The 19,837-nt window shown below is 74.0% G+C and carries 17 protein-coding genes; 12 read left to right on the forward strand and 5 right to left on the reverse strand.

What is annotated here, in order from left to right; translation table 11 throughout:
* The first annotated feature begins 92 nt into the window (after positions 1-92).
* Together ACIRFL_RS23270 and ACIRFL_RS23275 are read left to right on the forward strand one after the other, a co-directional pair.
* Positions 93-1,211, forward strand: a complete 1,119-nt coding sequence (locus ACIRFL_RS23270) for an alpha/beta hydrolase (protein ID WP_404031430.1) — start codon at positions 93-95, stop codon at positions 1,209-1,211.
* Between the two features lie 130 nt (positions 1,212-1,341).
* Entirely contained in the window at positions 1,342-2,820 is a 1,479-nt protein-coding gene (locus ACIRFL_RS23275; protein ID WP_404031433.1) for a hypothetical protein, read from the forward strand.
* Positions 2,821-3,497: 677 nt separating this feature from the next.
* Here ACIRFL_RS23275 and ACIRFL_RS23280 read toward each other — a convergent pair.
* Positions 3,498-4,826, reverse strand: coding sequence for a PH domain-containing protein (locus ACIRFL_RS23280; protein ID WP_404031435.1), 1,329 nt, complete (start codon positions 4,824-4,826; stop codon positions 3,498-3,500).
* Positions 4,823-5,398 (reverse strand): PH domain-containing protein, encoded by a 576-nt coding sequence (locus ACIRFL_RS23285; protein WP_404031437.1) that lies wholly within the window; start codon positions 5,396-5,398, stop codon positions 4,823-4,825. The genes ACIRFL_RS23280 and ACIRFL_RS23285 overlap by 4 nt, the downstream gene beginning before the upstream one ends.
* A gap of 31 nt (positions 5,399-5,429) precedes the next feature.
* Here ACIRFL_RS23285 and ACIRFL_RS23290 point away from each other — a divergent pair, with 31 nt between their 5' ends.
* Complete coding sequence (locus ACIRFL_RS23290; protein ID WP_404031440.1) at positions 5,430-6,581, forward strand: NADH-quinone oxidoreductase subunit D; 1,152 nt, start codon at positions 5,430-5,432, stop codon at positions 6,579-6,581.
* On the opposite strand, the gene ACIRFL_RS23295 is transcribed toward ACIRFL_RS23290, so the two are convergent.
* Positions 6,582-7,847 carry an SAM-dependent methyltransferase gene (locus tag ACIRFL_RS23295; protein ID WP_404031443.1) on the reverse strand — a complete coding sequence of 422 codons (1,266 nt, stop codon included), beginning with the start codon at positions 7,845-7,847 and terminating at the stop codon, positions 6,582-6,584. It abuts the gene before it with no gap.
* 118 nt (positions 7,848-7,965) lie between these two features.
* Between ACIRFL_RS23295 and ACIRFL_RS23300 the strand changes: the two genes are divergently transcribed.
* The 3 genes from ACIRFL_RS23300 to ACIRFL_RS23310 all read left to right on the forward strand — a co-directional run bounded on the left by ACIRFL_RS23300 (position 7,966) and on the right by ACIRFL_RS23310 (position 10,576).
* Entirely contained in the window at positions 7,966-9,171 is a 1,206-nt protein-coding gene (locus ACIRFL_RS23300) for a sensor histidine kinase (protein WP_404031446.1), read from the forward strand.
* Positions 9,172-9,240: 69 nt separating this feature from the next.
* A complete protein-coding gene (locus tag ACIRFL_RS23305; protein WP_404031449.1) occupies positions 9,241-9,912 on the forward strand; it encodes a response regulator in 672 nt (223 codons plus the stop codon).
* Positions 9,913-9,943: 31 nt separating this feature from the next.
* Complete coding sequence (locus ACIRFL_RS23310; protein WP_404031451.1) at positions 9,944-10,576, forward strand: AAA family ATPase; 633 nt, start codon at positions 9,944-9,946, stop codon at positions 10,574-10,576.
* Positions 10,577-10,678: 102 nt separating this feature from the next.
* Here the strand turns inward: ACIRFL_RS23310 and ACIRFL_RS23315 are convergent, their stop codons facing one another.
* Positions 10,679-11,779 (reverse strand): DUF5937 family protein, encoded by a 1,101-nt coding sequence (locus ACIRFL_RS23315; protein WP_404031453.1) that lies wholly within the window; start codon positions 11,777-11,779, stop codon positions 10,679-10,681.
* A 62-nt stretch (positions 11,780-11,841) separates the two neighbouring features.
* Positions 11,842-13,008 (reverse strand): threonine aldolase family protein, encoded by a 1,167-nt coding sequence (locus ACIRFL_RS23320; RefSeq protein WP_404031455.1) that lies wholly within the window; start codon positions 13,006-13,008, stop codon positions 11,842-11,844.
* Between the two features lie 609 nt (positions 13,009-13,617).
* Here ACIRFL_RS23320 and ACIRFL_RS23325 point away from each other — a divergent pair.
* The 6 genes from ACIRFL_RS23325 (at position 13,618) to ACIRFL_RS23350 (ending at position 19,835) form a co-directional block, all read left to right on the forward strand.
* Complete coding sequence (locus ACIRFL_RS23325) at positions 13,618-14,550, forward strand: Rossmann-like and DUF2520 domain-containing protein (protein ID WP_404031458.1); 933 nt, start codon at positions 13,618-13,620, stop codon at positions 14,548-14,550.
* On the forward strand, positions 14,547-15,569 hold the full coding sequence (panC, locus tag ACIRFL_RS23330) for a pantoate--beta-alanine ligase (RefSeq protein WP_404031461.1): 1,023 nt from the start codon (positions 14,547-14,549) through the stop codon (positions 15,567-15,569). Before ACIRFL_RS23325 ends, panC begins: the two co-directional genes overlap by 4 nt.
* Positions 15,566-17,284, forward strand: a complete 1,719-nt coding sequence (locus ACIRFL_RS23335) for an L-aspartate oxidase (protein ID WP_404031464.1) — start codon at positions 15,566-15,568, stop codon at positions 17,282-17,284. Before panC ends, ACIRFL_RS23335 begins: the two co-directional genes overlap by 4 nt.
* 5 nt (positions 17,285-17,289) lie before the next feature.
* Positions 17,290-18,267, forward strand: coding sequence for a carboxylating nicotinate-nucleotide diphosphorylase (gene nadC, locus ACIRFL_RS23340; protein ID WP_404031467.1), 978 nt, complete (start codon positions 17,290-17,292; stop codon positions 18,265-18,267).
* A 4-nt stretch (positions 18,268-18,271) separates the two neighbouring features.
* Positions 18,272-19,069 (forward strand): type III pantothenate kinase, encoded by a 798-nt coding sequence (locus tag ACIRFL_RS23345; RefSeq protein WP_404031470.1) that lies wholly within the window; start codon positions 18,272-18,274, stop codon positions 19,067-19,069.
* A 133-nt stretch (positions 19,070-19,202) separates the two neighbouring features.
* Positions 19,203-19,835: a hypothetical protein gene (locus ACIRFL_RS23350; RefSeq protein ID WP_404031473.1), complete on the forward strand. Its 633-nt coding sequence runs from the start codon at positions 19,203-19,205 to the stop codon at positions 19,833-19,835.
* Positions 19,836-19,837: the final 2 nt, after the last annotated feature.

A 19,837-nucleotide genomic window follows, 5' to 3' on the forward strand; every position in this document is an offset into this window, starting at 1 on the left:
GCCGGTTCAAAGGCCACGGAAAGCCCGGGGCAAGCCCACGCGACGAACGCGTCGGCGGGCCGTGGACGGAAAGCGCAGGCAGGAAACAACCCATGGGTCTGACGAGTGACAAAGTGCTGGCGCTGGCGATCGGGTTCGCCGTCCTCCTGTTCGCCGGCACGGTATGGATGTGGCCGCGGCTGGCCCGCACGACCTGGCGGTCCGTCAGCGGCCGGATCGGCCTCCTGCTGGCCACCCAGGTGGCGCTGTTCGCCTCCCTGGGCATCGCCGCCAACCAGGCGTTCGGCTTCTACGCCGGCTGGGCGGACCTGTTCGGCCAGGAGACCGGCCAGGGCGTCGTCGTCGACCACGCCGGTGCCCAGGGGCCGCTCCGGGTGGTCGGCACCGCGCGCGTGCCGGGGGTCGGCGGCTCGCTGCCGCAGACCGCCGGGGAGGTGCAGCGGGTCTACGTCATGGGGCGTACGACCCGCATCGCCACACCGGCGTATGTCTATCTGCCGCCCGAGTACTTCCAGCCGCGCTACCGCACGCGTACCTTCCCGGCGGTCGTCGTCCTCACCGGGTACCCCGGTACGGCGCGCTCCCTGGTGGACAAGCTGCACTACCCGCGTACCGCACAGCAACTCGCCAAGGACGGGCGCGCGCAGCCGATGATCCTGGTGATGCTCCGGCCGACGGTGGTGCCGCCGCGCGACACGGAGTGCGTGGACGTCCCGGGCGGCCCGCGCGCCGAGACGTTCTTCGCCCGGGACCTGCCCGATGCCTTGCTCGCCCACTACCGGGTGGGCAAAAAGCCGGGCAGCTGGGGAATCGTCGGTGATTCCACCGGCGGTTACTGCGCCCTGAAGCTCGCAATGCACCATCCGGATGTGTACGCGGCGGGCGCGGGCCTGTCCCCGTACTACAAGGCGCCCATCGATCCCACCACCGGCGATCTCTTCCACGGCGACAAGGGCCTGCGCAATCGCGCCGATCTGCGCTGGTTCCTCGATCACGAGGCCGCGCCGGACACCTCACTGCTCGTCAGCAGCAGCAAGGTCGGCGAGACCAACTACAAGGCCACGCGGGAATTCATCAAGCAGGTGGTGGCCACGCGCCTGACCCGGATCTCGTCGATCATCCTCGACAGCGGCGGACACAACTTCAACACCTGGCGGCGCGAGATCCCGGGAACGCTGCAGTGGCTGAGCGGGAGATTGACCGACCAGTGAAAACGATCTTGATGAATTCGGTGGCCCGGTCCGCCGATGCCGTTCCCTATGTTGCGAGAAGGCTTCGGTATGGCTGTGTTTTTACGGGCCGGGCCACCACCATTCGCCTACGCGCGGTAAGTTTCTGGCCATGCCACGTGGACGTCATCGCCATTCCCCCCCTTTGCACAGGCTGTTGCCGCCCTCGGCGATCGCCGGCGTCTCCCTCGTCTGCGCGCTGGGCCCCTGGGTGTCCTCCGATCCGATGGTGCTCCGCCTGGTCGCCGCTGTCGCCGCGGCGACCGCGTTCGTGGGCGCGGCCGTGATGCGCCGCTGGGACGCGCAGGCGGGCAAGCAGGTCGCCGACCTCACGCGCGCGCGTGCCGGTGATGAGTGGCGCCACGAGGAGCGGGTCGCGGAACTGGAGAGCGACCTGGAGGAGTCGCGCGAACTGCGCGTCAAGCTGGAGCAGCGGCTGCGCGCCAAGCGGGCCGAGCTGGCGGGGCTGCGCAACGAGCACGCCGCGCTGCTGCGGCGTTACGCCACGGCGGAGACCGAGCGCGCCACCGCCCTGGAGGGCCGCCGGCTGCTGGAGATCGAGGCCGCGCCCTCGCCCGCGCTGCCGCCCGCGCCCGCCGGGGCGCGGCCGGAGCCCGCACGGGCGGCCGCCGACACGTCCGAGGCCGGCCGGTCCGACGCCGGCAGGGCGGCCGGCGAGCCCGCGGCGGGCCCGGCGTCCGAGGCGAAGGCGGCGGACGGGAAGAGCGGGGCCGACGAGGGGAAGCGGGCGGCTGCCGGGGCGTTCTCGCCCGAGGGAGCCCGGCTGTTCCTGCGGGCCCAGGCGGCGCTGTCCCGCTTGGCCGGCCGTGACCGGTCGGCCGCGGCCGGCGAGGCATCCGGAGCTGACGGGGCATCCGCGGCTGACGATGCGTCCGCTGCGGAATCCGCCGACGGGTCCGATCCGGAGCCCGCCGTCGGATCGGCGTCCGGTTCCGACCCCGACGCCGCCTCGGAGTCCGCGTCCCCCTCGGCACCGGCGCCGCGGCAGGCGCCGGAGTCCGCTCCCAAAGGAGGGAAGCCGCGGCGCGCGGGCGTGACGGACGACGGTGTGACGGACGCGGGTCTGACGGACGAGGCCGAGGCCGCCGAGGCGCGGCCGAGCGGCGGTGACGCTGAGCACGTCAAGAAGCCCGCCGCGGGGTCCGTCCCGGAGGACGAGGACCAGGGGCAGCCCGAGGCGGTCGCCGGGCACGAGCACGCGACCGCCGTCAACACCCCCGCGCCCACCGGGTCCGCCAAGTCCGCCGGGCAGCCCTCGGGGCACTTCACCGTGCCGACCGCGGTGGCCGTCGTACCGGCCGCGCCCGCGCGCCGGCCCGCGGTCGAGGGCGGGTTCGACTTCTTCGGCACCCAGAAGGGCGCTCCGTCGGCCTCCTTGGACGCCGTGCAGAACGAGGACCTGGCCGACGTGGTCGGCCAGGAGGCGCTCGCGCTCCACAAGGCCGAGTCCGAGGGCGGGTTCAAGTCCGCGGACAAGAAGGCGGACGACGCCGGCGAGGTCATCGACCTGACGGCGCACGACGAGACGGAACAGATCAACCTGCACGGGCTGCGCAGCGCGGCTTCCTGAGCCCGCCGGGCACGCGCACCCGCCAGCCGGCGCGGCCCACCCGGCGCGTACGGGCCGCCCGCCCGGCGGTGCCCGTGGTTGCGTGCGTTGGCGCGCGTGGGGGCCGCCCGCCGATCCGGGGTCGACTCCCGATCCGGGGGCGTGTTCAGGCTGACTCCTGAGCCGGTGGGGCGTGTTCAGGCCGGCTGCGGACCCGCCGGGGGCGTTCGCCGACTCTCGGTCCGCCGGGCGGGTTCGGGTCGACTCTCGATCGGGTGGGCGCGTCGCCGGTTTTCGGTGCGCCGGGCGGGTTCGGGTCAACTCTCGATCGGTGGGGCGCGTTCAGGTCGACTCCCGATCCGGTGGGTCGAGTCCCGATCCGGGGGCGTGTTCGGGCCGACTCCTGAGCTGGTGGGGCGCGTCGCCGACTTCGGGTCCGCCGGGTGCTTTCGGGTCAACTCTCGATCCACTCGGGTGCGTTCGGGCCCACTTCCGATCCGGTGGGCGTGTTCAGGCCGGCTCCGATCCGCCGGGCGGGTTCGCCGGCTCTCGGTCCGGCGGGCGGGCTTGCCCACTCCCGGTCCGGCGGGCGTGTTCGTCGGTTCTCGGTGCGCCGGAGTCAACGGGGGGCCGGGGGCTCGACGGGCGGTGGTGCCGTGAGCGGCGGGAGAGCCGACTCCTGAGCCGGAGGGGCGTGTTCAGGTCATCCATCGGTCCGGTGGGGCGTCCCTGCGGCCCGTCCGGGACCGCTCGGCCTGGGCGCGCAGCAGCTCCGCCGCCTCCTCGGCGTCCCGCAGACGGGCCGTGACGGTCCCGTCGGCCCCGGTGTCCACATGGACGTTCGCGAGGCCCCACAGGCGCCCCCAGGGGCCCTGCGTGAGCCGTACGCTCTGGACCTTGGCGTGCGGCACCAGCGACAGGCTCCGGCGCAGCAGCCCGTGCCGGGCGGCGAACACCGTGTCGGTGACCGCGATGCCGTGCCCGCGCCACCACACCGGCAGGCACCGCCAGGCGCGCCGCGGCGGACGCTCCACCGACCGCGGCACGGCCACGCCGGGCAGCACGCGCGCGATGACCGCCTCGGCGGCCCGGCGCGGGGCGACCGGCACCAGCACGGAGTTCGACGACCCGGCGACCTCCAGTTCCACCCGCACCCAGCCGCGCCGGCGCCACAGCGGCGGCTCCACGATCCGCACCGTCTGCACCCGCCCCGGCGGCACCGTCTCGTGCGCGCGGTCGAGCAGCCCGTGGTCGATCCGCAGCCCGTCCGGGGACTCGGCCACCGTCCAGTCGTACTCGGTGACGAACCGGCCCACGCTGCTCGCGCCCGCCGCGCCGAGCAGCGGCAGCCCGGTGGCGAGCACCGTCCACACGCTGTGGGTGGCCAGCCACAGCACGGGCGGCACGACGAGCGCGGCCAGCAACGAGCCCCAGGTGGCGCCCGTCAGCACCAGGGAGACCGCGAGGTCACGCGCGGGCAGCCGCAGCAGTTCGTGCGCCGGGGCCTCGCCGACCTCGTGCGCCGTCTCGGGCGCGAAACCGGCGGCGCGCGCCAGCAGTTCCGCGCGCAGGGCGCGCGCCTCATCCTCACCGAGGAAGGCGAGTTCGTCCTTCTTGTCGGCCCCGACGACATCGATCCGCAGCTTGGCGACGCCCGCCACGCGCGCGAGGAGGGGACGCGTCACGTCGACGGCCTGGATGCGCTCCAGCCGGATGTGCGCCGTGCGCCGGAACAACAGGCCGGTGCGTATGCGCAGTTCGCTTTCGGTCACCGAGAAGTGGGTGAACCACCAGGACAGGAAGCCGTAGAGGGCGGCGGCCGGGACCAGCACGGCGAGCCCGGTCAGCAGCCATGCCGTGGTCAGCCTGGTCAGCTGCTCCTGCGCCTGGTTCGGATCGTGCATCGCCCATCCGGCGAGCACGGCGACCGGCGCCCACGCCCGCCGGAACGGCGTCACCGGGTGCAGCCGCCGCTCGGTCACGGCCCGCCCCGGTCGTACGCCGTCCTCGACGCCCGGCGCGGTCACAGGCCGGCCGATCGGGCCTCGCCCAGCTCGGTGAGCCGGTCCCGCAGCCGCTCCGCCTCGGCCGGATCGAGGCCCGGGATGGTGGCGTCGGTGGCCGCGGCGGCGGTGTGCAGCTGGACGCTGGCCAGCCCGAAGTGCCGCTCCACGGGCCCGGACGTCACCTCCACGAGCTGCATGCGCCCATAGGGCACGACGGTCTCCTCGCGCCACAGGACGCCGCGGCTGATCAGCAGGTCGTCGGCGCGCTCGGCGTACCGCCACGAGCGCCAGTTGCGGCCCAGCATCACCCAGCCCCATGCCAGCAGGGCGAGCGGCAGCAGCGCGAACGCGGCCCAGGGCGGCCCGGCGAGCAGGCCGGGCAGCAGGCCCGCGGCGAGGGCGACCAGGCCCAGCCACACCGACAGCAGCAGCCGCCGCATCCGCAGCAGCCCCGGCGGCAGCCCGGTCCACACCGGCTCGGACCCCGCCGTCCCCGCCCTCCCCGTGGTCCCGGTCGTCTCCGTCGCGCCCGCTGTCCCCGTGCCCTCGGCGCTCCCCTCCGCTCCCGCCTCACGCGGGCTCCCCGTCTCCATACGGCCAGCCTACGTAGGAGAGACTGGATGCATGACTCCTACGACGGAGACCACGGTCGGGATCGGCGGCGCGGCGGAGAGCACCGACATGGTGCTCAACATCGGCCCGCAGCACCCTTCCACGCACGGTGTGCTGCGGCTGCGGCTCGTGCTGGACGGCGAGCGCATCGTGCGCGCGGAACCCGTGATCGGCTACATGCACCGGGGCGCGGAGAAGCTCTTCGAGGCGCGCGACTACCGCCAGATCATCATGCTCGCCAACCGCCACGACTGGCTGTCGGCGTTCTCCAACGAACTGGGCGTGGTGCTCGCCGTGGAGCGGATGCTCGGCATGGAGGTCCCCACGCGCGCGGTGTGGACGCGCACGCTGCTCGCCGAGCTGAACCGGGTGCTCAACCACCTGATGTTCCTGGGCTCCTACCCGCTGGAGCTGGGCGGCATCACCCCCGTGTTCTACGCGTTCCGGGAGCGGGAGGTGCTGCAGAACGTCATGGAGGAGGTCTCCGGCGGGCGTATGCACTACATGTTCAACCGGGTCGGCGGCCTCAAGGAGGACCTGCCGGCCGGCTGGACGACACGCGCGCGTGCCGCCGTCGCCGCGGTGCGCTCGCGCATGGACGTCTTCGACGACCTGGTCCTCGGCAACGAGATCTTCCGCGGCCGCACCCGCGGCGTCGGGACGCTCACGCCGGGCACCGTCCACGCGTACGGGGTGAGCGGGCCCATCGCCCGGGCGGCCGGCGTCGACTTCGACCTGCGGCGCGACGAGCCGTACCTGGCGTACGGGGAGCTGCGGGACACCCTGCGGGTGGTGACCCGGCAGGAGGGCGACTGCCTCGCCCGCTTCGAATGCCTGCTGGAGCAGACGCACAACGCCCTGGCGCTGGCCGACGCCTGTCTCGACCGGCTCGCGGAGCTGCCGCCGGGCCCGATCAACCAGCGGCTGCCGAAGGTCCTGAAGGCGCCCGAGGGGCACACGTACGCGTGGACCGAGAACCCGCTCGGGATCAACGGCTACTACCTGGTCAGCAAGGGGGAGAAGACCCCGTACCGGCTCAAGCTGCGCTCAGCCTCGTACAACAACATCCAGGCGCTCACCGAACTGCTCCCGGGGACACTGGTCGCGGACATGGTGGCGATCCTGGGCTCGATGTTCTTCGTGGTCGGAGACATCGACAAGTAGTCAGGAGCGGGCGGGGCCCGGGGCGAGCGGGTGGGGGATGCCGACTGGCTGGAGCAGCCAGCCGAAGTCACCCAGGCCGCCGGTCGCGGTGAGTTCCGCGGCTTCGCCGGCGCTCGCGAGGGCGCGGAGGTACGCCTGGGGGTCCGTGGAGGCGAGCGCCAGCGGGGGGCGCGTGCCGACCAGGCCCAGGGCGCGGAGCGCATCGCGTTGCGCGAGCAGGCGCGCGGCCGGGAGCGCCCGCGCCGCGCGGAAGGCCGTACCGGCGTCAGCCCCGGCGCGCACGCCCACGGCAGCCTGGCCATCCGACGCCCCGGAGGTGTCCGGCGTGAGATCGGTGGCACGTGCCCTGTCGGCGCCCGGCGCCGCCGACGCACCCCCCGCGCGTACCCCCCGCGCCGCCGGGGCACCCGGCGCGGCGGACGGGTCCAGTGCCGCGCAGGCGTCCAGTGCCACGTGGGCTGTGATGTCGCATGAGCCGTCCGGTACGGGGGTCGTCTCGCGGCCGTTCCGGAATCCGGTGAGCGTTCCGAACGGGGGCCGTGAGCGTGCCGTGTGCGCGTAGTCGACGGCCACCGCGAGGCCCCGCTCGACGCATGCGACGGCGGACGCCCACGCGGTGTCCCGCGGCAGCCCGATCTCCGCGCGCAGCCCCTCCTCCGGCGGCAGCGGCCACCAGCGCGCGAGCCACGCCGCCTCCGGCCCCGTCACGGGCTCCCCGAGCCGTTCGGCGCCGTCCTCCCGTACCAGCACCAGCCGGGGCACGCCCGCGTGGTCCACCTCGGCGACGTCCAGCGGCACGTTGTCCAGCCACTCGTTGGCGAACAGCAGCCCGGTGATCCCGGCAGGGGCCTCGCTCAGCCAGATGATCCGCGCGTCGAGCCCCGCCGGACGCGCGGCGATCTCCACGGCGTACGCGCGCGTGCGTGCGGCCACCTCTTCGGGCAGCGCGGCGAGCACACCGGTGACCAGTTCACCCCGCCCGGCTGCCATGTCCACGAACTCCAGCGTCCCGGGCCGTCCGAGCGCGTCGTCCACCCGGCACAGCAGCCTCGCCACGGCCGCGGCGAACAACGGCGACGCGTGCACGGACGTACGGAAGTGCCCGGCGGGCCCCTCGGGACGCCGGTAGAAGCCGCCGGGCCCGTAGAGCGCCGCCTCGGTGGCGGCCCGCCAGCCGCGCCACACGCCCGGCGCCGAGCCCCGCTCCGCGCCACCCGCTCCGCCTGCGGACCCGCCCGTGGTTCCGCGCGTCGTCCCGTCCGTCATCGGACCAGACTAGGCGCACAGATGATCACGGTCTCCACCTTGCGGAGTATGTGCGTCAGGCGCGGATCGGCCCTCCGGTTGACCCCTGCACACATCACACTTCCCTACTCTGGGTTACGTGCAGCGCCTCTACGACTTCATTCGCAGACACCCGACGTGGGTCGACACCTTCTGGGCCGTCGTCCTGTTCGGGATCTCCTGCGTGGGAGTCGTCAGCGTCTACAGGACGCCGCGCCACCACGGATCGGTCGCCTCGGGGCTGGCCGTGTCCGCCGTGCTGTGCGTCGTCATCGCGCTGCGCCGCCGGCTGCCGGAGCCGATGCTGCTGGTGGCCGCCGCCACCGGAGTGGCCCAGCTCGCCTTGGACGTGGAGACGACGGTCGCCGACTTCGCCATGCTGGTGATCATCTACACGGTCGCCGCGACCGGCGCGCGCTGGGCCTCCTGGTTCGCCCTGGGCACCGGCCTGTGCGCGGCCACCCTCGCGCAGATCCGCTGGCCGGCCGAGCACACGGGCTTCGCGGGGCAGATCGCGATAGCGGTCTTCCAGACGGTGCCGTTCGCCCTCGCGTGGGTGCTCGGCGACTCCATGCGCACGCGCCGCGCCTACTTCGCCCAGCTGGAGGAGCGGGCCGCCCGCCTGGAGAGGGAACGGGAGGCGCAGGCCAAGGTGGCGGTCGCCGCCGAGCGCGCCCGGATCGCGCGTGAGCTGCACGACGTCGTGGCGCACAATGTGTCGGTGATGGTGGTGCAGGCGGACGGCGCCGCCTACGTCCTCGACGCCGCGCCCGACCAGGCGAAGAAGGCCCTGGAGACGATCTCCTCCACCGGCCGCCAGGCGCTCGCCGAGATGCGCCGCCTGCTGGGCGTGCTGCGCACCGGCGAGCACAAGGAAGCCGGCGAGTACGTCCCGCAGCCCGACGTGGAGCAGATCGACGAGCTGATCGAGCAGTGCCGCAGCTCCGGACTGCCCGTCGACTTCAAGGTCGAGGGCACCCCGCGCCCGCTGCCCAGCGGCGTCGAGCTGACCGCGTACCGCATCGTGCAGGAGGCCCTGACCAACACCCGCAAGCACGGCGGGCCGAACGCGGGCGCCAGCGTGCGCCTCGTCTACTTCGACGACGGGCTCGGCCTGCTCGTCGAGGACGACGGCAAGGGCGCCCCGCACGAGCTGTACGAGGAGGGCGGCGCCGACGGCGGGGGCCACGGCCTGATCGGCATGCGCGAGCGGGTCGGCATGGTCGGCGGCACTCTCGACGCGGGGCCCCGTCCGGGCGGAGGATTCCGCATCAGTGCCCTGCTGCCGCTCAAACCAGCGCATTGACGTCGGCGCACGCCCCCATGGACACCTGTCACACCCCGCGGCAGACCCCAGAGCCGAAGAGAGGACCCGATGACGATCCGCGTGATGCTCGTCGATGACCAGGTGCTGCTGCGCACCGGTTTCCGGATGGTGCTCGCCGCCCAGCCGGACATGGAGGTCGTCGCGGAAGCGGGTGACGGCGTCGAGGCCCTTCAGGTGCTGCGCTCCACCGCCGTCGACGTCGTCCTGATGGACGTCCGCATGCCGAAGCTGGACGGTGTGGAGGCCACCCGCCGCATCTGCTCGGAGCCCGACCCTCCGAAGGTACTGATCCTGACCACCTTCGACCTGGACGAGTACGCCTTCTCCGGGCTGAAGGCGGGCGCCTCCGGCTTCATGCTGAAGGACGTGCCGCCCGCCGAACTGCTGACCGCCATCCGCTCCGTGCACAGCGGCGACGCCGTCGTCGCCCCCTCCACCACCCGGCGCCTGCTCGACCGTTTCGCGCCGATGCTGCCCCCCGTCGGCGGGGAGCCGCAGCACAAGGAGCTGGACCGGCTCACGGACCGCGAGCGCGAGGTCATGGTGCTGGTGGCCCAGGGCCTGTCGAACGGCGAGATCGCGGCCCGGCTGGTGCTGTCCGAGGCGACGGTCAAGACCCACGTCGGCCGCATCCTGACCAAGCTGGGGCTGCGGGACCGGGTGCAGGTGGTGGTCCTCGCGTACGAGACGGGTCTGGTGCGGGCGGGCGGACACGGCTGACCCCGCGCCGGGGCATCGATAGGGTCTGCGCATGCTCCTGTGGATCAACGGCCCCTTCGGGGGCGGCAAGACACAGACCGCGCACGAGATCCAGCGCCGCCTGCCCGGCAGCGTGATCTGCGACCCCGAGCGCCCCGGCTTCGGGCTGAGGCGCATGCTCCCGCCCGGACTGCGCGGAGACTTCCAGGACTTGGCAGCCTGGCGGCAGGGCGTGGTCGAAGTGCTCGATCTCGCCCTGGCCAAGCACGACGGCGTGGTGATCGCACCCATGACGGTCACCGACCCGGGCCACTTCGCCGAGACCGTCGGCCGGCTGCGTGAACTCGGCCATGACGTCCAGCACTTCACGCTGCTCGCCGAGCGCGAGACGGTGCTGCGGCGGCTGCGCGAGCGGAGCCTCGGGCAGCTGCTGCGGCTCCCCGGCGGCAAGAAGACGGTTCCGCGCAGGGAGAGCTGGGCCGTCCAGCAGCTCGACCACTGCCTGGAGCGGCTGCGCGAGCCGGAGTTCGCCGAGCACCTGTGGACCGACCACTCGACCGTGCCCAAGACGGCGGACCGGATCGCGGTGCTGGCCGGGCTGACGCTGCTGCCCAACACCGAGGGCGCGCTGCGCACGCGGATCAGACAGGCCGGCGTCGGGCTGCGGCACATCCGCTTCGACTGATCACGGTCCGGCAGCGCCCCGAAGGGGCGCGGGGAACTGCGCGACCAGCCACGATGCTGCCGCAGCCGACTGACCGCACATCACGGCCCTTCCAGCGGAGCGCTAACGCAGCAGCCCCTCCAGGAGGTCGCCGCCCAGCCGGGCGACGACCGTCACGTCCAGCTGGTGCAGCACATAGCGGCCGCGGCGGCGGGTGGTGACCAGGCCCGCCTTCTTCAGCACGCCCAGATGCCGGGACACCTCGGGTGCGGTCAGGCCGTGCACCTGGGCCAGCTCGCTCGTGGTGTACGCGCTGCGCGCCAGATGGCGGCATATTCGCATGCGGACCGGGTGGGACAGCGCGGTCATCCGCAGCGTCAGCTGCTCCACCGACGGGGGCGAGGCCGGCTCGGGGGAGGCGACCGGGTAGTGCAGGGTGGGCTGCCACCCGTAGCGGTACAGCACGCTCAGATGCGGCCGGCCCAGGGTCGACGGGATCAGGAGCAGGCCGCCGCCCGCGGTGACCGTGCGGCCCTCGGAGAGCTTGTCCACGGTGATCCGCGCGGCCGACTCGTCCAGCGTCACGGCCGGGGAGACGGCGGCCAGCGCCTCGGCCAGCCCCTTGCGGCGCAGCATCTCGCCCTTGTGCCGGGCGTCCGCCGAGAGCTGGTGGCGCAGCCGGTCCCAGGTGTCCGCGAAGAACGCCTCGTCGCAGTCCTCCAGGAACCGCCGCAGCCAGGACCGGACGCTCGGCGGGTCGTCCAGCAGCCGCTGCGTGAACCGCACCTGCCGCGGCCCGCGCGAGGCGGCCGCCTCCAGCGCGCGGCGGCGCACCCCGGCGTTCGACAGGATGTCCGGCGCCCGGGTGTCGTACGTGAGCGTGCACGTGAACTCCAGGGCCGCGTCCACGAAATCCTCGTCCGCCAGCTTGTCCAGCAGGTCCATGTCCTCGGCGAGGGTGGTGCCGGGGACCGCGCCGGGCAGGCCCGCGAACGGCATGAACAGGTCCGAGAACGTCGTCCGCCACAGGAAGTCCGCGTCGCACATCCGGTCGGCGAGGTGCGCGTCCAGCCGGGCGGTCACGTCCGCCGCCCAGCCGCGCAGACCCGGATGGTGCCCGGGCTCCGACAGCGCGTGCAGCGCCATGCCCAGCTCGGCCAGCGGCGAGGGCACGACGACGACCCGCTCCGGCCGCAGCCCCGCGATGTCGATGCGCACACTCATGACCCCATGGTGCACGCCACCACTGACATCGAGGGTGGTACGCGGGTTCCCACGCCCGGTGGTTACGGCTTCTCCGGCAGCCGGGCGGCGAACTCGGCCACGGCCGCCCTCACGTCCTGCCCCGTCCACTCCAGGCCGGGCGCCCCGACAGTGACCTCCGTCACGGCGAGGCCGGGTCCGCCGGACTGCCACGCGCCCGCGAACAGGGCGACGGAGGTCTCCTCGGCCTGGCGCACCGCGGCCTCCGCGGCCACGTCCGGCTCGTACGGCAGCCAGACCTGGAACTGGTGGGTGTGCGGCTCCTCCGGGTGCACGCCCGCCCACGGCAGCCCGGCCGCGGTCAGCCCCTCGCGCAGCGCGCCGGCCACCACGCGCGCGTGCCGCACGTACTCCGGCAGCCGGGGCAGCTCACGCTCCAGTCCGACGAGCGCCGACAGCGCGGCCGGGAACTGCTGGAACAGCGTGCCGCCGTACCGGTGCCGCCAGACCTTGGCGTCCTCCACCAGCCCCCTGCCGCCGGCGAGCGCGGCGCCGCTCAGGCCGTCGAGGGACTTGTAGAACGACACGTAGACGCTGTCGGCCAGGCCGGCGATCTCGTCCAGGGAGCGGCCGAAATGGACGGTCGACTCCCACAGCCGGGCCCCGTCGAAGTGCACCACGGCGTCCCGTTCCCGGGCGGCAGCCACGACCTCGGTCAGCTCCTGCCAGGTGGGCAGCACGAAACCGGCGTCCCGGAGGGGCAGCTCCAGCATCAGGGTGCCGAAGGGCTCCGCGAGTGCCTGTATCTCGTCGGCCGTGGGGAGCCGGGTCGCGGTGGTCACATGGACCGGGCGCAGGCCGCTGACCTGGCTGAGCGCATGGCGCTCATGCACCTCGGGGTGCGACAGCGGGTGCAGTGCGACCGATGTGTTGCCGGTGCGGGCCGCCCAGCAGCGCAGGGCCACCTGCTGGGCCATCGTGCCCGTCGGGAAGAACGCGGCGGCCTCCGTGCCGAGCAGCGCGGCGACCCGGTCCTCCAGGGCCGTCACGATCCGGTCGCCGTACATGTCCGCCGGTTCGTCCAGGTCGTACACCTGCGATCCGGCCTCCAGCAGCAGCTCCAGCCGTTCGCGGATCGTGGCCCGTATGCCGGGGCGGTCCAGCACGTGCCGTGCCTTCCGGTGCGCCGCCGCCCGCCGCTCCCGCAGCCGCTCCGACGGCTCTTCGCCTCGCTCAGCCTTGTCACTCATGCCCCGGATCATGCCGCTCCCCCCACCCCGAAAGCAGCCCGATTTCCAATAGCCGGCATCCCGGCGCACCGCGGGCGCCGCAGGACGGTGACGGTGGTTCGAGCGGTGCGTGGGCCACGCGGGGGTGGTGCGCGAGCTGGGCGTGGACGGGCGCGTGCCAACCGGGCCGTGCGGGGTGCCCGGCCTACCGCGCCACGATTGCGGATGGCATGCGATGCGGATGCTGGGCGGGGAGGTGCCCTGACGCGGCTCGCGTGCGGTGGCGGAGCACGAGCGGAGCGATGGGGCGCATGCGGGGCCGGAGCGGTTGACGGCGCATGTGGGCGTGGGCGGCTGCGCGGTGCCTGTGGGGCCTGCGCAAGTTTGATGGGCCGCACGCGGCCGATGTGGCTCTGGAGCGATACGGGGTGCCTCGGATGGTGGGCCACGGGGTGTGGGCCCAATGTGGGGCGCATGGCCTTTCCCGCACGGGCCCCCACCACCGGGCCCCAGCCGGTCCCGGGGGTCCACAGGCTGTGGACGAGCGGTTGGGGTCTGGGCCGATCGCGTTAACATGACGAGAAATCGTCCGGTACCCAGAGCGGACTGGAACGGGAAGGCCACCGTCGCGTGAGTACAGACCAACAGCCAGACCTCAAGGACCGCCCCGCGCGGCTCACCGTGGGCGTCGTCGGCGCCGGCCGGGTGGGCCCCGCCCTGGCCGCGTCCCTGCGGCTCGCCGGGCACCGGCCGGTGGCCGTCTCCGCGGTCTCCGACGCCTCCAGGAGGCGGGCCGAACTGCTGCTGCCGGACGTGCCGGTCGTGCCGCCCGCCGACGTCCTCGAGCGGGCCGACCTGGTCCTGCTCACCGTCCCGGACGACACCCTGCCGGGCCTGGTGACGGGCCTCGCCAAGACCGGCGCCGTACGGCCGGGGCAGCTGCTCGTGCACACCTCGGGGCGCTACGGCGCGCGGGTCCTGGACCCGGCGCTGCGCGCGGGCGCGCTGCCGCTCGCGCTGCACCCCGTGCTGACCTTCACCGGCACCCCCGTGGACGTCCAGCGGCTGGCCGGCTGCTCCTTCGGCGTCACCGCGCCCGACGAGCTGCGGCTGGCCGCCGAGGCGCTGGTCATCGAGATGGGCGGCGAGCCCGAGTGGATCGCCGAGGAGAACCGCCCGCTGTACCACGCGGCCCTCGCCCTGGGCGCCAACCATCTGGTGACCCTGGTCGCGCAGTCCATGGAGCTGCTGCGCGCGGCCGGCGTCGCGGCGCCCGACCGGATGCTCGGCCCGCTGCTCGGCGCCGCCCTGGACAACGCCCTGCGCTCCGGTGACGCCGCGCTGACCGGGCCCGTCGCGCGCGGTGACGCGGGCACGGTCGCGGCGCACGTGACCGAGTTGCGCAAGCACGCCCCGCAGAGCGTCGCCGGCTATCTGGCGATGGCCCGCGCGACCGCCGACCGTGCCCTGGCGCACGGGCTGCTGAAGCCGGAACTGGCCGAGGACCTGCTCGGAGTGCTCGCCACGGGCACGGACCTGCCCGAGAACGGGGAAGACCGATGAGCCGCCGTCGCTTCGAACTCGTCCCCACGGCGGAGGACCTGACGCGCGTGCGCGACCGTGACGCGGCAGCTGGACGGACCGCCGTCGTCATGACCATGGGCGCCCTGCACGAAGGCCACGCCACCCTGGTCCGGGCCGCGCGCGAGCGCGTCGGCGACGCCGGGTTCGTGATCGTCACCGTCTTCGTCAACCCGCTCCAGTTCGGCGCGGGCGAGGACCTCGACCGCTATCCGCGCACCCTCGAAGCCGACCTGAAGATCGCCGAACAGTCGGGCGCCGACGCGGTGTTCGCGCCGTCGGTGGACGAGGTCTACCCTGGCGGCCGGCCCCAGGTGCGCATCTCCGCCGGCCCCATGGGCGAGCGACTGGAGGGCGCCGCGCGCCCCGGCCACTTCGACGGCGTGCTCACGGTCGTCGGCAAGATGTTCCACCTCACCCGCCCCGACCTGGCCCTGTTCGGGCAGAAGGACGCCCAGCAGCTGGCCCTGATCCGGCGCATGGTGCGGGATCTGAACTTCGGCGTCGACATCGTCGCCGTGCCGACCGTGCGCGAACCCGACGGCCTGGCCCTGTCCAGCCGCAACCGCTATCTCTCGCCCGACGAGCGGCGCACCGCGCTCGCACTGTCCCGGGCCCTGTTCGCCGGCCACGACCGGCACGCCGCCCAGGAGGCGCTGCGCGCGCGTGCCCTCGCGGTGCCCTCCACGCGTGCGCGTGCCGAGGCGCTGAGCGCGCTCGGCGAGGCCCGGGCGGCGGCCGACGCGCATGCCGTCGCCAAGGCCGTGCCGGGAGCCGCGGCGGCCGTCCGCGCCGCCGCCCGCACCGTCCTTGACGAGGCGGCCCGCTACGACCCGCCGCTTGAGTTGGACTACGTGGCCCTCGTCGACCCGGCGGACTTCACCGAGATCGACGACGACTTCACCGGCGAGGCCGTCCTGGCCGTGGCCGCCCGGGTCGGGACGACCCGGCTGATCGACAACATCCCCCTCACCTTCGGAACCCTCGGAGCCGCCTCGTGACCAGCACAGGCATACGACTGCACGCGCCCGCTCCCGGGTGGTCCATCGACGCGGACGTGGTCGTCGTCGGCTCCGGCGTGGCCGGACTCACCGCGGCCCTGCGCTGCGAGGCGGCCGGCCTGCGCACCGTCGTCGTCACCAAGGCCCGCCTCGACGACGGCTCCACCCGCTGGGCGCAGGGCGGCATCGCGGCGGCCCTCGGCGAGGGCGACAGCCCCGAGCAGCACCTGGACGACACCCTGGTGGCGGGCGCCGGCCTGTGCGACGAGGAGGCCGTACGGATCCTCGTCACCGAGGGCCCCGACGCGGTGCGGCGGCTGATCTCCACCGGCGCCCACTTCGACACCGACGACGAGGGCGACATCGAGCTGACCCGGGAGGGCGGCCACCACCGCCGCCGCATCGCGCACGCAGGCGGCGACGCCACCGGCGCGGAGGTCTCCCGGGCGCTCGTGGAGGCCGTACACGCGCGTGGACTGCGCACCATCGAGAACGCGCTCGTGCTCGACCTGCTGACGGGCGCGGACGGCCGGACCGCGGGCGTGACCCTGCACGTCATGGGCGAGGGCCAGCACGACGGCGTGGGCGCCGTGCACGCGCCCGCCGTGGTGCTGGCGACCGGCGGCATGGGCCAGGTGTTCTCGGCGACCACCAACCCGTCGGTGTCGACGGGCGACGGCGTCGCGCTCGCCCTGCGCGCGGGCGCGGAGGTATCCGACCTGGAGTTCGTGCAGTTCCACCCGACCGTGCTGTTCCTCGGGGCGGACGCGGAGGGCCAGCAGCCGCTGGTCTCCGAGGCGGTGCGCGGCGAGGGCGCCCACCTGGTCGACGGCGACGGCGTGCGCTTCATGCTCGGGCAGCACGAACTGGCCGAGCTGGCGCCCCGGGACATCGTCGCCAAGGCCATCATGCGCCGTATGCAGGAGCAGGACGCCGGGCACATGCTCCTGGACGCCCGGCATTTCGGCGCCGCCATGTGGGAGCACCGTTTCCCGACGATCCTGGCCGCCTGCCGCGCCCACGGCATCGACCCGGTCGAGGAGCCCATCCCGGTCGCCCCGGCCGCCCACTACGCCTCCGGCGGCGTCCGCACCGACTCCCGGGGCCGTACGACGGTCCCCGGGCTGTACGCGTGCGGCGAGGTCGCCTGCACCGGCGTGCACGGCGCCAACCGGCTCGCCTCCAACTCCCTCCTGGAGGGCCTGGTCTACGCCGAGCGGATCGCCGCCGACATCGCGGCGAGCCGGGCGGCGGCCGGCCCGCCCGCCGGCGAACCCGACCCGGTCGGGCAGCCGGGCCGGCCCGCGCACCCGCTGCTCGGCCCCGAGGCGCGCTTCGCGATCCAGCGGATCATGACCGACGGCGCGGGCGTCCTGCGCTCGGAGGAATCCCTGGCCAAGGCCGCCGACCAGCTCCAGCGGCTGGACACCGAGGCCCGCGACGCCCTCGAAGAGAACGGCAAGACCGCCGAGCCGGGCGTGGACACCTGGGAGGCCACCAATCTCCTGTGCGTGGCCCGCGTCCTGGTCGCCGCCGCCCGGCTGCGCGAGGAGACCCGCGGCTGCCACTGGCGCGAGGACCGGCCCGCCCGCGACGACGCGGCCTGGCGGCGCCACATCGTCGTACGGCTGAATCCGGACCGCACGCTGGCCGTGCGCACCACGGACACCGCAGACTTCCCCCCGACCCGGCAGCACCGTCCCCAGGAGCAGTGACACAAGTGAGCACCCCCGACCTTCCCCTCGCCTCGACCGGTGGCTGCGGCGACGGCTGCGCCTGCGGTGCCGAGGGCGACGAGGCATACCTGGAGTGCGGGCTCGACCCCGCGCTCGCCCAGCTCCTGGCCGACGCCGGGCTCGACCCCGTGGAGATCGAGGACATCGCGAACGTCGCCGTCCAGGAGGACCTGGCGGGCGGCGTGGATGTGACGACCGTGGCGACCATCCCCGAGGAGGCCGTGGCCACCGGGGACTTCACCGCGCGCGAGGCGGGCGTGGTGGCCGGCCTGCGGGTCGCCGAGGCGGTGCTCTCGGTGGTCTGCACGGACGAGTTCGAGGTCGAGCGGCACGTGACGGACGGTGACCGGGTGGCGGCGGGGCAGCGGCTGCTGTCGGTCACCACGCGCACGCGTGACCTGCTGACGGCCGAGCGCAGCGCGCTGAACCTGCTGTGCCGCCTGTCGGGCATCGCGACGGCCACGCGTGCGTGGGCGGACGCCCTCGACGACACCGGCACGAAGGTCCGTGACACCCGCAAGACGACGCCGGGCCTCAGGTCGCTGGAGAAGTACGCGGTGCGCTGCGGCGGCGGGGTCAACCACCGCATGTCGCTGTCGGACGCGGCGCTGGTCAAGGACAACCACGTGGTCGCCGCGGGCGGCGTCGGCAGGGCCTTCGAGTCCGTGCGGGCGGCGTTCCCCGACGTGCCCATCGAGGTCGAGGTCGACACCCTGCACCAGCTGCGCGAGGTCGTCGACGCGGGCGCCGACCTGGTCCTGCTGGACAACTTCACGCCCGGGGAGTGCGAGGAGGCGGTGGCCATCGCGGACGGGCGGGCGCTGCTGGAGGCGTCGGGCCGGCTGACCCTGGAGAACGCCAGGGCCTACGCGGACACCGGCGTGGACTTCCTGGCCGTCGGTGCCCTCACCCACTCCTCGCCGATCCTGGACATCGGCCTGGACCTGCGTGAGGCGGAGTAGGGCCATGCTCCTCACGATCGACGTGGGCAACACGCACACCGTGCTGGGTCTGTTCGACGGTGACGACATCGTCGAGCACTGGCGCATCTCCACGGACGCCCGGCGCACGGCGGACGAGCTGGCGGTGCTGCTGCAGGGGCTGATGGGCATGCACCCGCTGCTCGGCGACGAACTCGGGGACGGCATCGACGGCATCTCGATCTGCGCGACCGTGCCGTCGGTGCTGCACGAGCTGCGGGAGGTGACGCGGCGGTACTACGGGGACGTGCCCGCGGTGCTGGTGGAGCCCGGAGTGAAGACCGGCGTGCCGATCCTGACCGACAACCCCAAGGAGGTCGGCGCCGACCGGATCATCAACTCGGTCGCGGCCGTCGAGCTGTACGGGGGCCCGGCGATCGTCGTGGACTTCGGCACGGCGACCACGTTCGACGCGGTCAGCGCGCGCGGGGAGTACATCGGCGGGGTCATCGCGCCGGGCATCGAGATCTCGGTCGACGCGCTCGGGGTCAAGGGCGCGCAGCTGCGGAAGATCGAGGTGGCCCGGCCGCGCAGCGTCATCGGCAAGAACACCGTGGAGGCGATGCAGGCGGGGATCGTGTACGGGTTCGCCGGCCAGGTCGACGGCGTGGTGACCCGGATGGCCCGGGAGCTGGCCGACGACCCGGACGACGTGACGGTGATCGCCACGGGTGGGCTGGCGCCGATGGTCCTGGGCGAGTCGTCTGTCATCGACGAGCACGAGCCGTGGCTGACGCTGATCGGGCTGCGCCTGGTGTACGAGCGGAACATGTCCCGTCTCTGATCCGGGTCCGTCTCTGACCTTGGCCTGTTTCTGCCCGGCGCGGGGCGGGGCGCGGACGTCCAGGTGGGTGGGCTGCGCGCGCCACGCGCGCCCCTTATGCCAAGTTTGTCTGATTAGTGCGTATCGTCGGTGCATGCCCACGCCATACGGATCCCGCGGCGGCATGGCGTTCGGTGCGGAGGAGCTGCGTGTGCTCCGCCGTGCTCTCGCCCTCGCCGTTCACCCCTGCCCCGCTTCGGCCGAGGACGTCCAGGACTGTCTCCGGCTCGCCGAGTCGCTCGACGAGGCGATGCGCGAGGGAGCCCGGTTGCGCGCCTTCCTGGTGGCGGACCTCGCCCGGTACCGCGCCGCCCTGCCCGGCACCGTCGTCGGGTATCTCGCGCTCCTGGAGGAGGCGCTGGCCGCCGGGTACCGGCCGTCGGACGACGACCTCGCCGCGCTGCGGGCGCTGCGCGGCAATCCCGGCGCGGCGGCCCTGCTGCGCCGCTGCACGGGCGGAGGGGGCGCCGTCCTGCCGAGTGTGCCCGCCTCCCGCCGGAGCACGCGGCTGCTGGCCCTGCCGGGCGGCGCGGGCGAGGAACAGGGCAAGAAGCCCGCGGAACGCCCGAAGGAGCGGCCGGGCGAGCGGCCAGGGCAGCGGCCGGCCCCGGCCCCGTCGAAGCCGTCGCGGCCCATTCCGACGCCCGGCGAGGTCTTCCCGCGCCGCAAGCCGCCCACGCCTCCCGCCAACCCCGGCCCCCCTCAGCAGCGGCTCGCCGCCGGCTGAGG

It is taken from the genome of Streptomyces sp. NPDC102462, from assembly GCF_044765425.1.
In the GTDB taxonomy this organism is placed as follows: Bacteria; Actinomycetota; Actinomycetes; order Streptomycetales; family Streptomycetaceae; genus Streptomyces.

Excerpts from the sequence above, each read along its gene's own strand:
- ACIRFL_RS23320 (WP_404031455.1), bottom strand. The coding sequence starts at position 13,008 with ATGAGTGACAAGGCTGAGCGAGGCGAAGAGCCGTCGGAGCGGCTGCGG.
- ACIRFL_RS23285 (WP_404031437.1), bottom strand. The coding sequence starts at position 5,398 with ATGGAGACGGGGAGCCCGCGTGAGGCGGGAGCGGAGGGGAGCGCCGAG.
- panC (WP_404031461.1), top strand. The coding sequence starts at position 14,547 with ATGAGCCGCCGTCGCTTCGAACTCGTCCCCACGGCGGAGGACCTGACG.
- ACIRFL_RS23275 (WP_404031433.1), top strand. The coding sequence starts at position 1,342 with ATGCCACGTGGACGTCATCGCCATTCCCCCCCTTTGCACAGGCTGTTG.
- ACIRFL_RS23295 (WP_404031443.1), bottom strand. The coding sequence starts at position 7,847 with ATGACGGACGGGACGACGCGCGGAACCACGGGCGGGTCCGCAGGCGGA.
- ACIRFL_RS23315 (WP_404031453.1), bottom strand. The coding sequence starts at position 11,779 with ATGAGTGTGCGCATCGACATCGCGGGGCTGCGGCCGGAGCGGGTCGTC.
- ACIRFL_RS23310 (WP_404031451.1), top strand. The coding sequence starts at position 9,944 with ATGCTCCTGTGGATCAACGGCCCCTTCGGGGGCGGCAAGACACAGACC.
- ACIRFL_RS23290 (WP_404031440.1), top strand. The coding sequence starts at position 5,430 with ATGACTCCTACGACGGAGACCACGGTCGGGATCGGCGGCGCGGCGGAG.
- ACIRFL_RS23350 (WP_404031473.1), top strand. The coding sequence starts at position 19,203 with ATGCCCACGCCATACGGATCCCGCGGCGGCATGGCGTTCGGTGCGGAG.
- ACIRFL_RS23345 (WP_404031470.1), top strand. The coding sequence starts at position 18,272 with ATGCTCCTCACGATCGACGTGGGCAACACGCACACCGTGCTGGGTCTG.
- ACIRFL_RS23305 (WP_404031449.1), top strand. The coding sequence starts at position 9,241 with ATGACGATCCGCGTGATGCTCGTCGATGACCAGGTGCTGCTGCGCACC.
- ACIRFL_RS23270 (WP_404031430.1), top strand. The coding sequence starts at position 93 with ATGGGTCTGACGAGTGACAAAGTGCTGGCGCTGGCGATCGGGTTCGCC.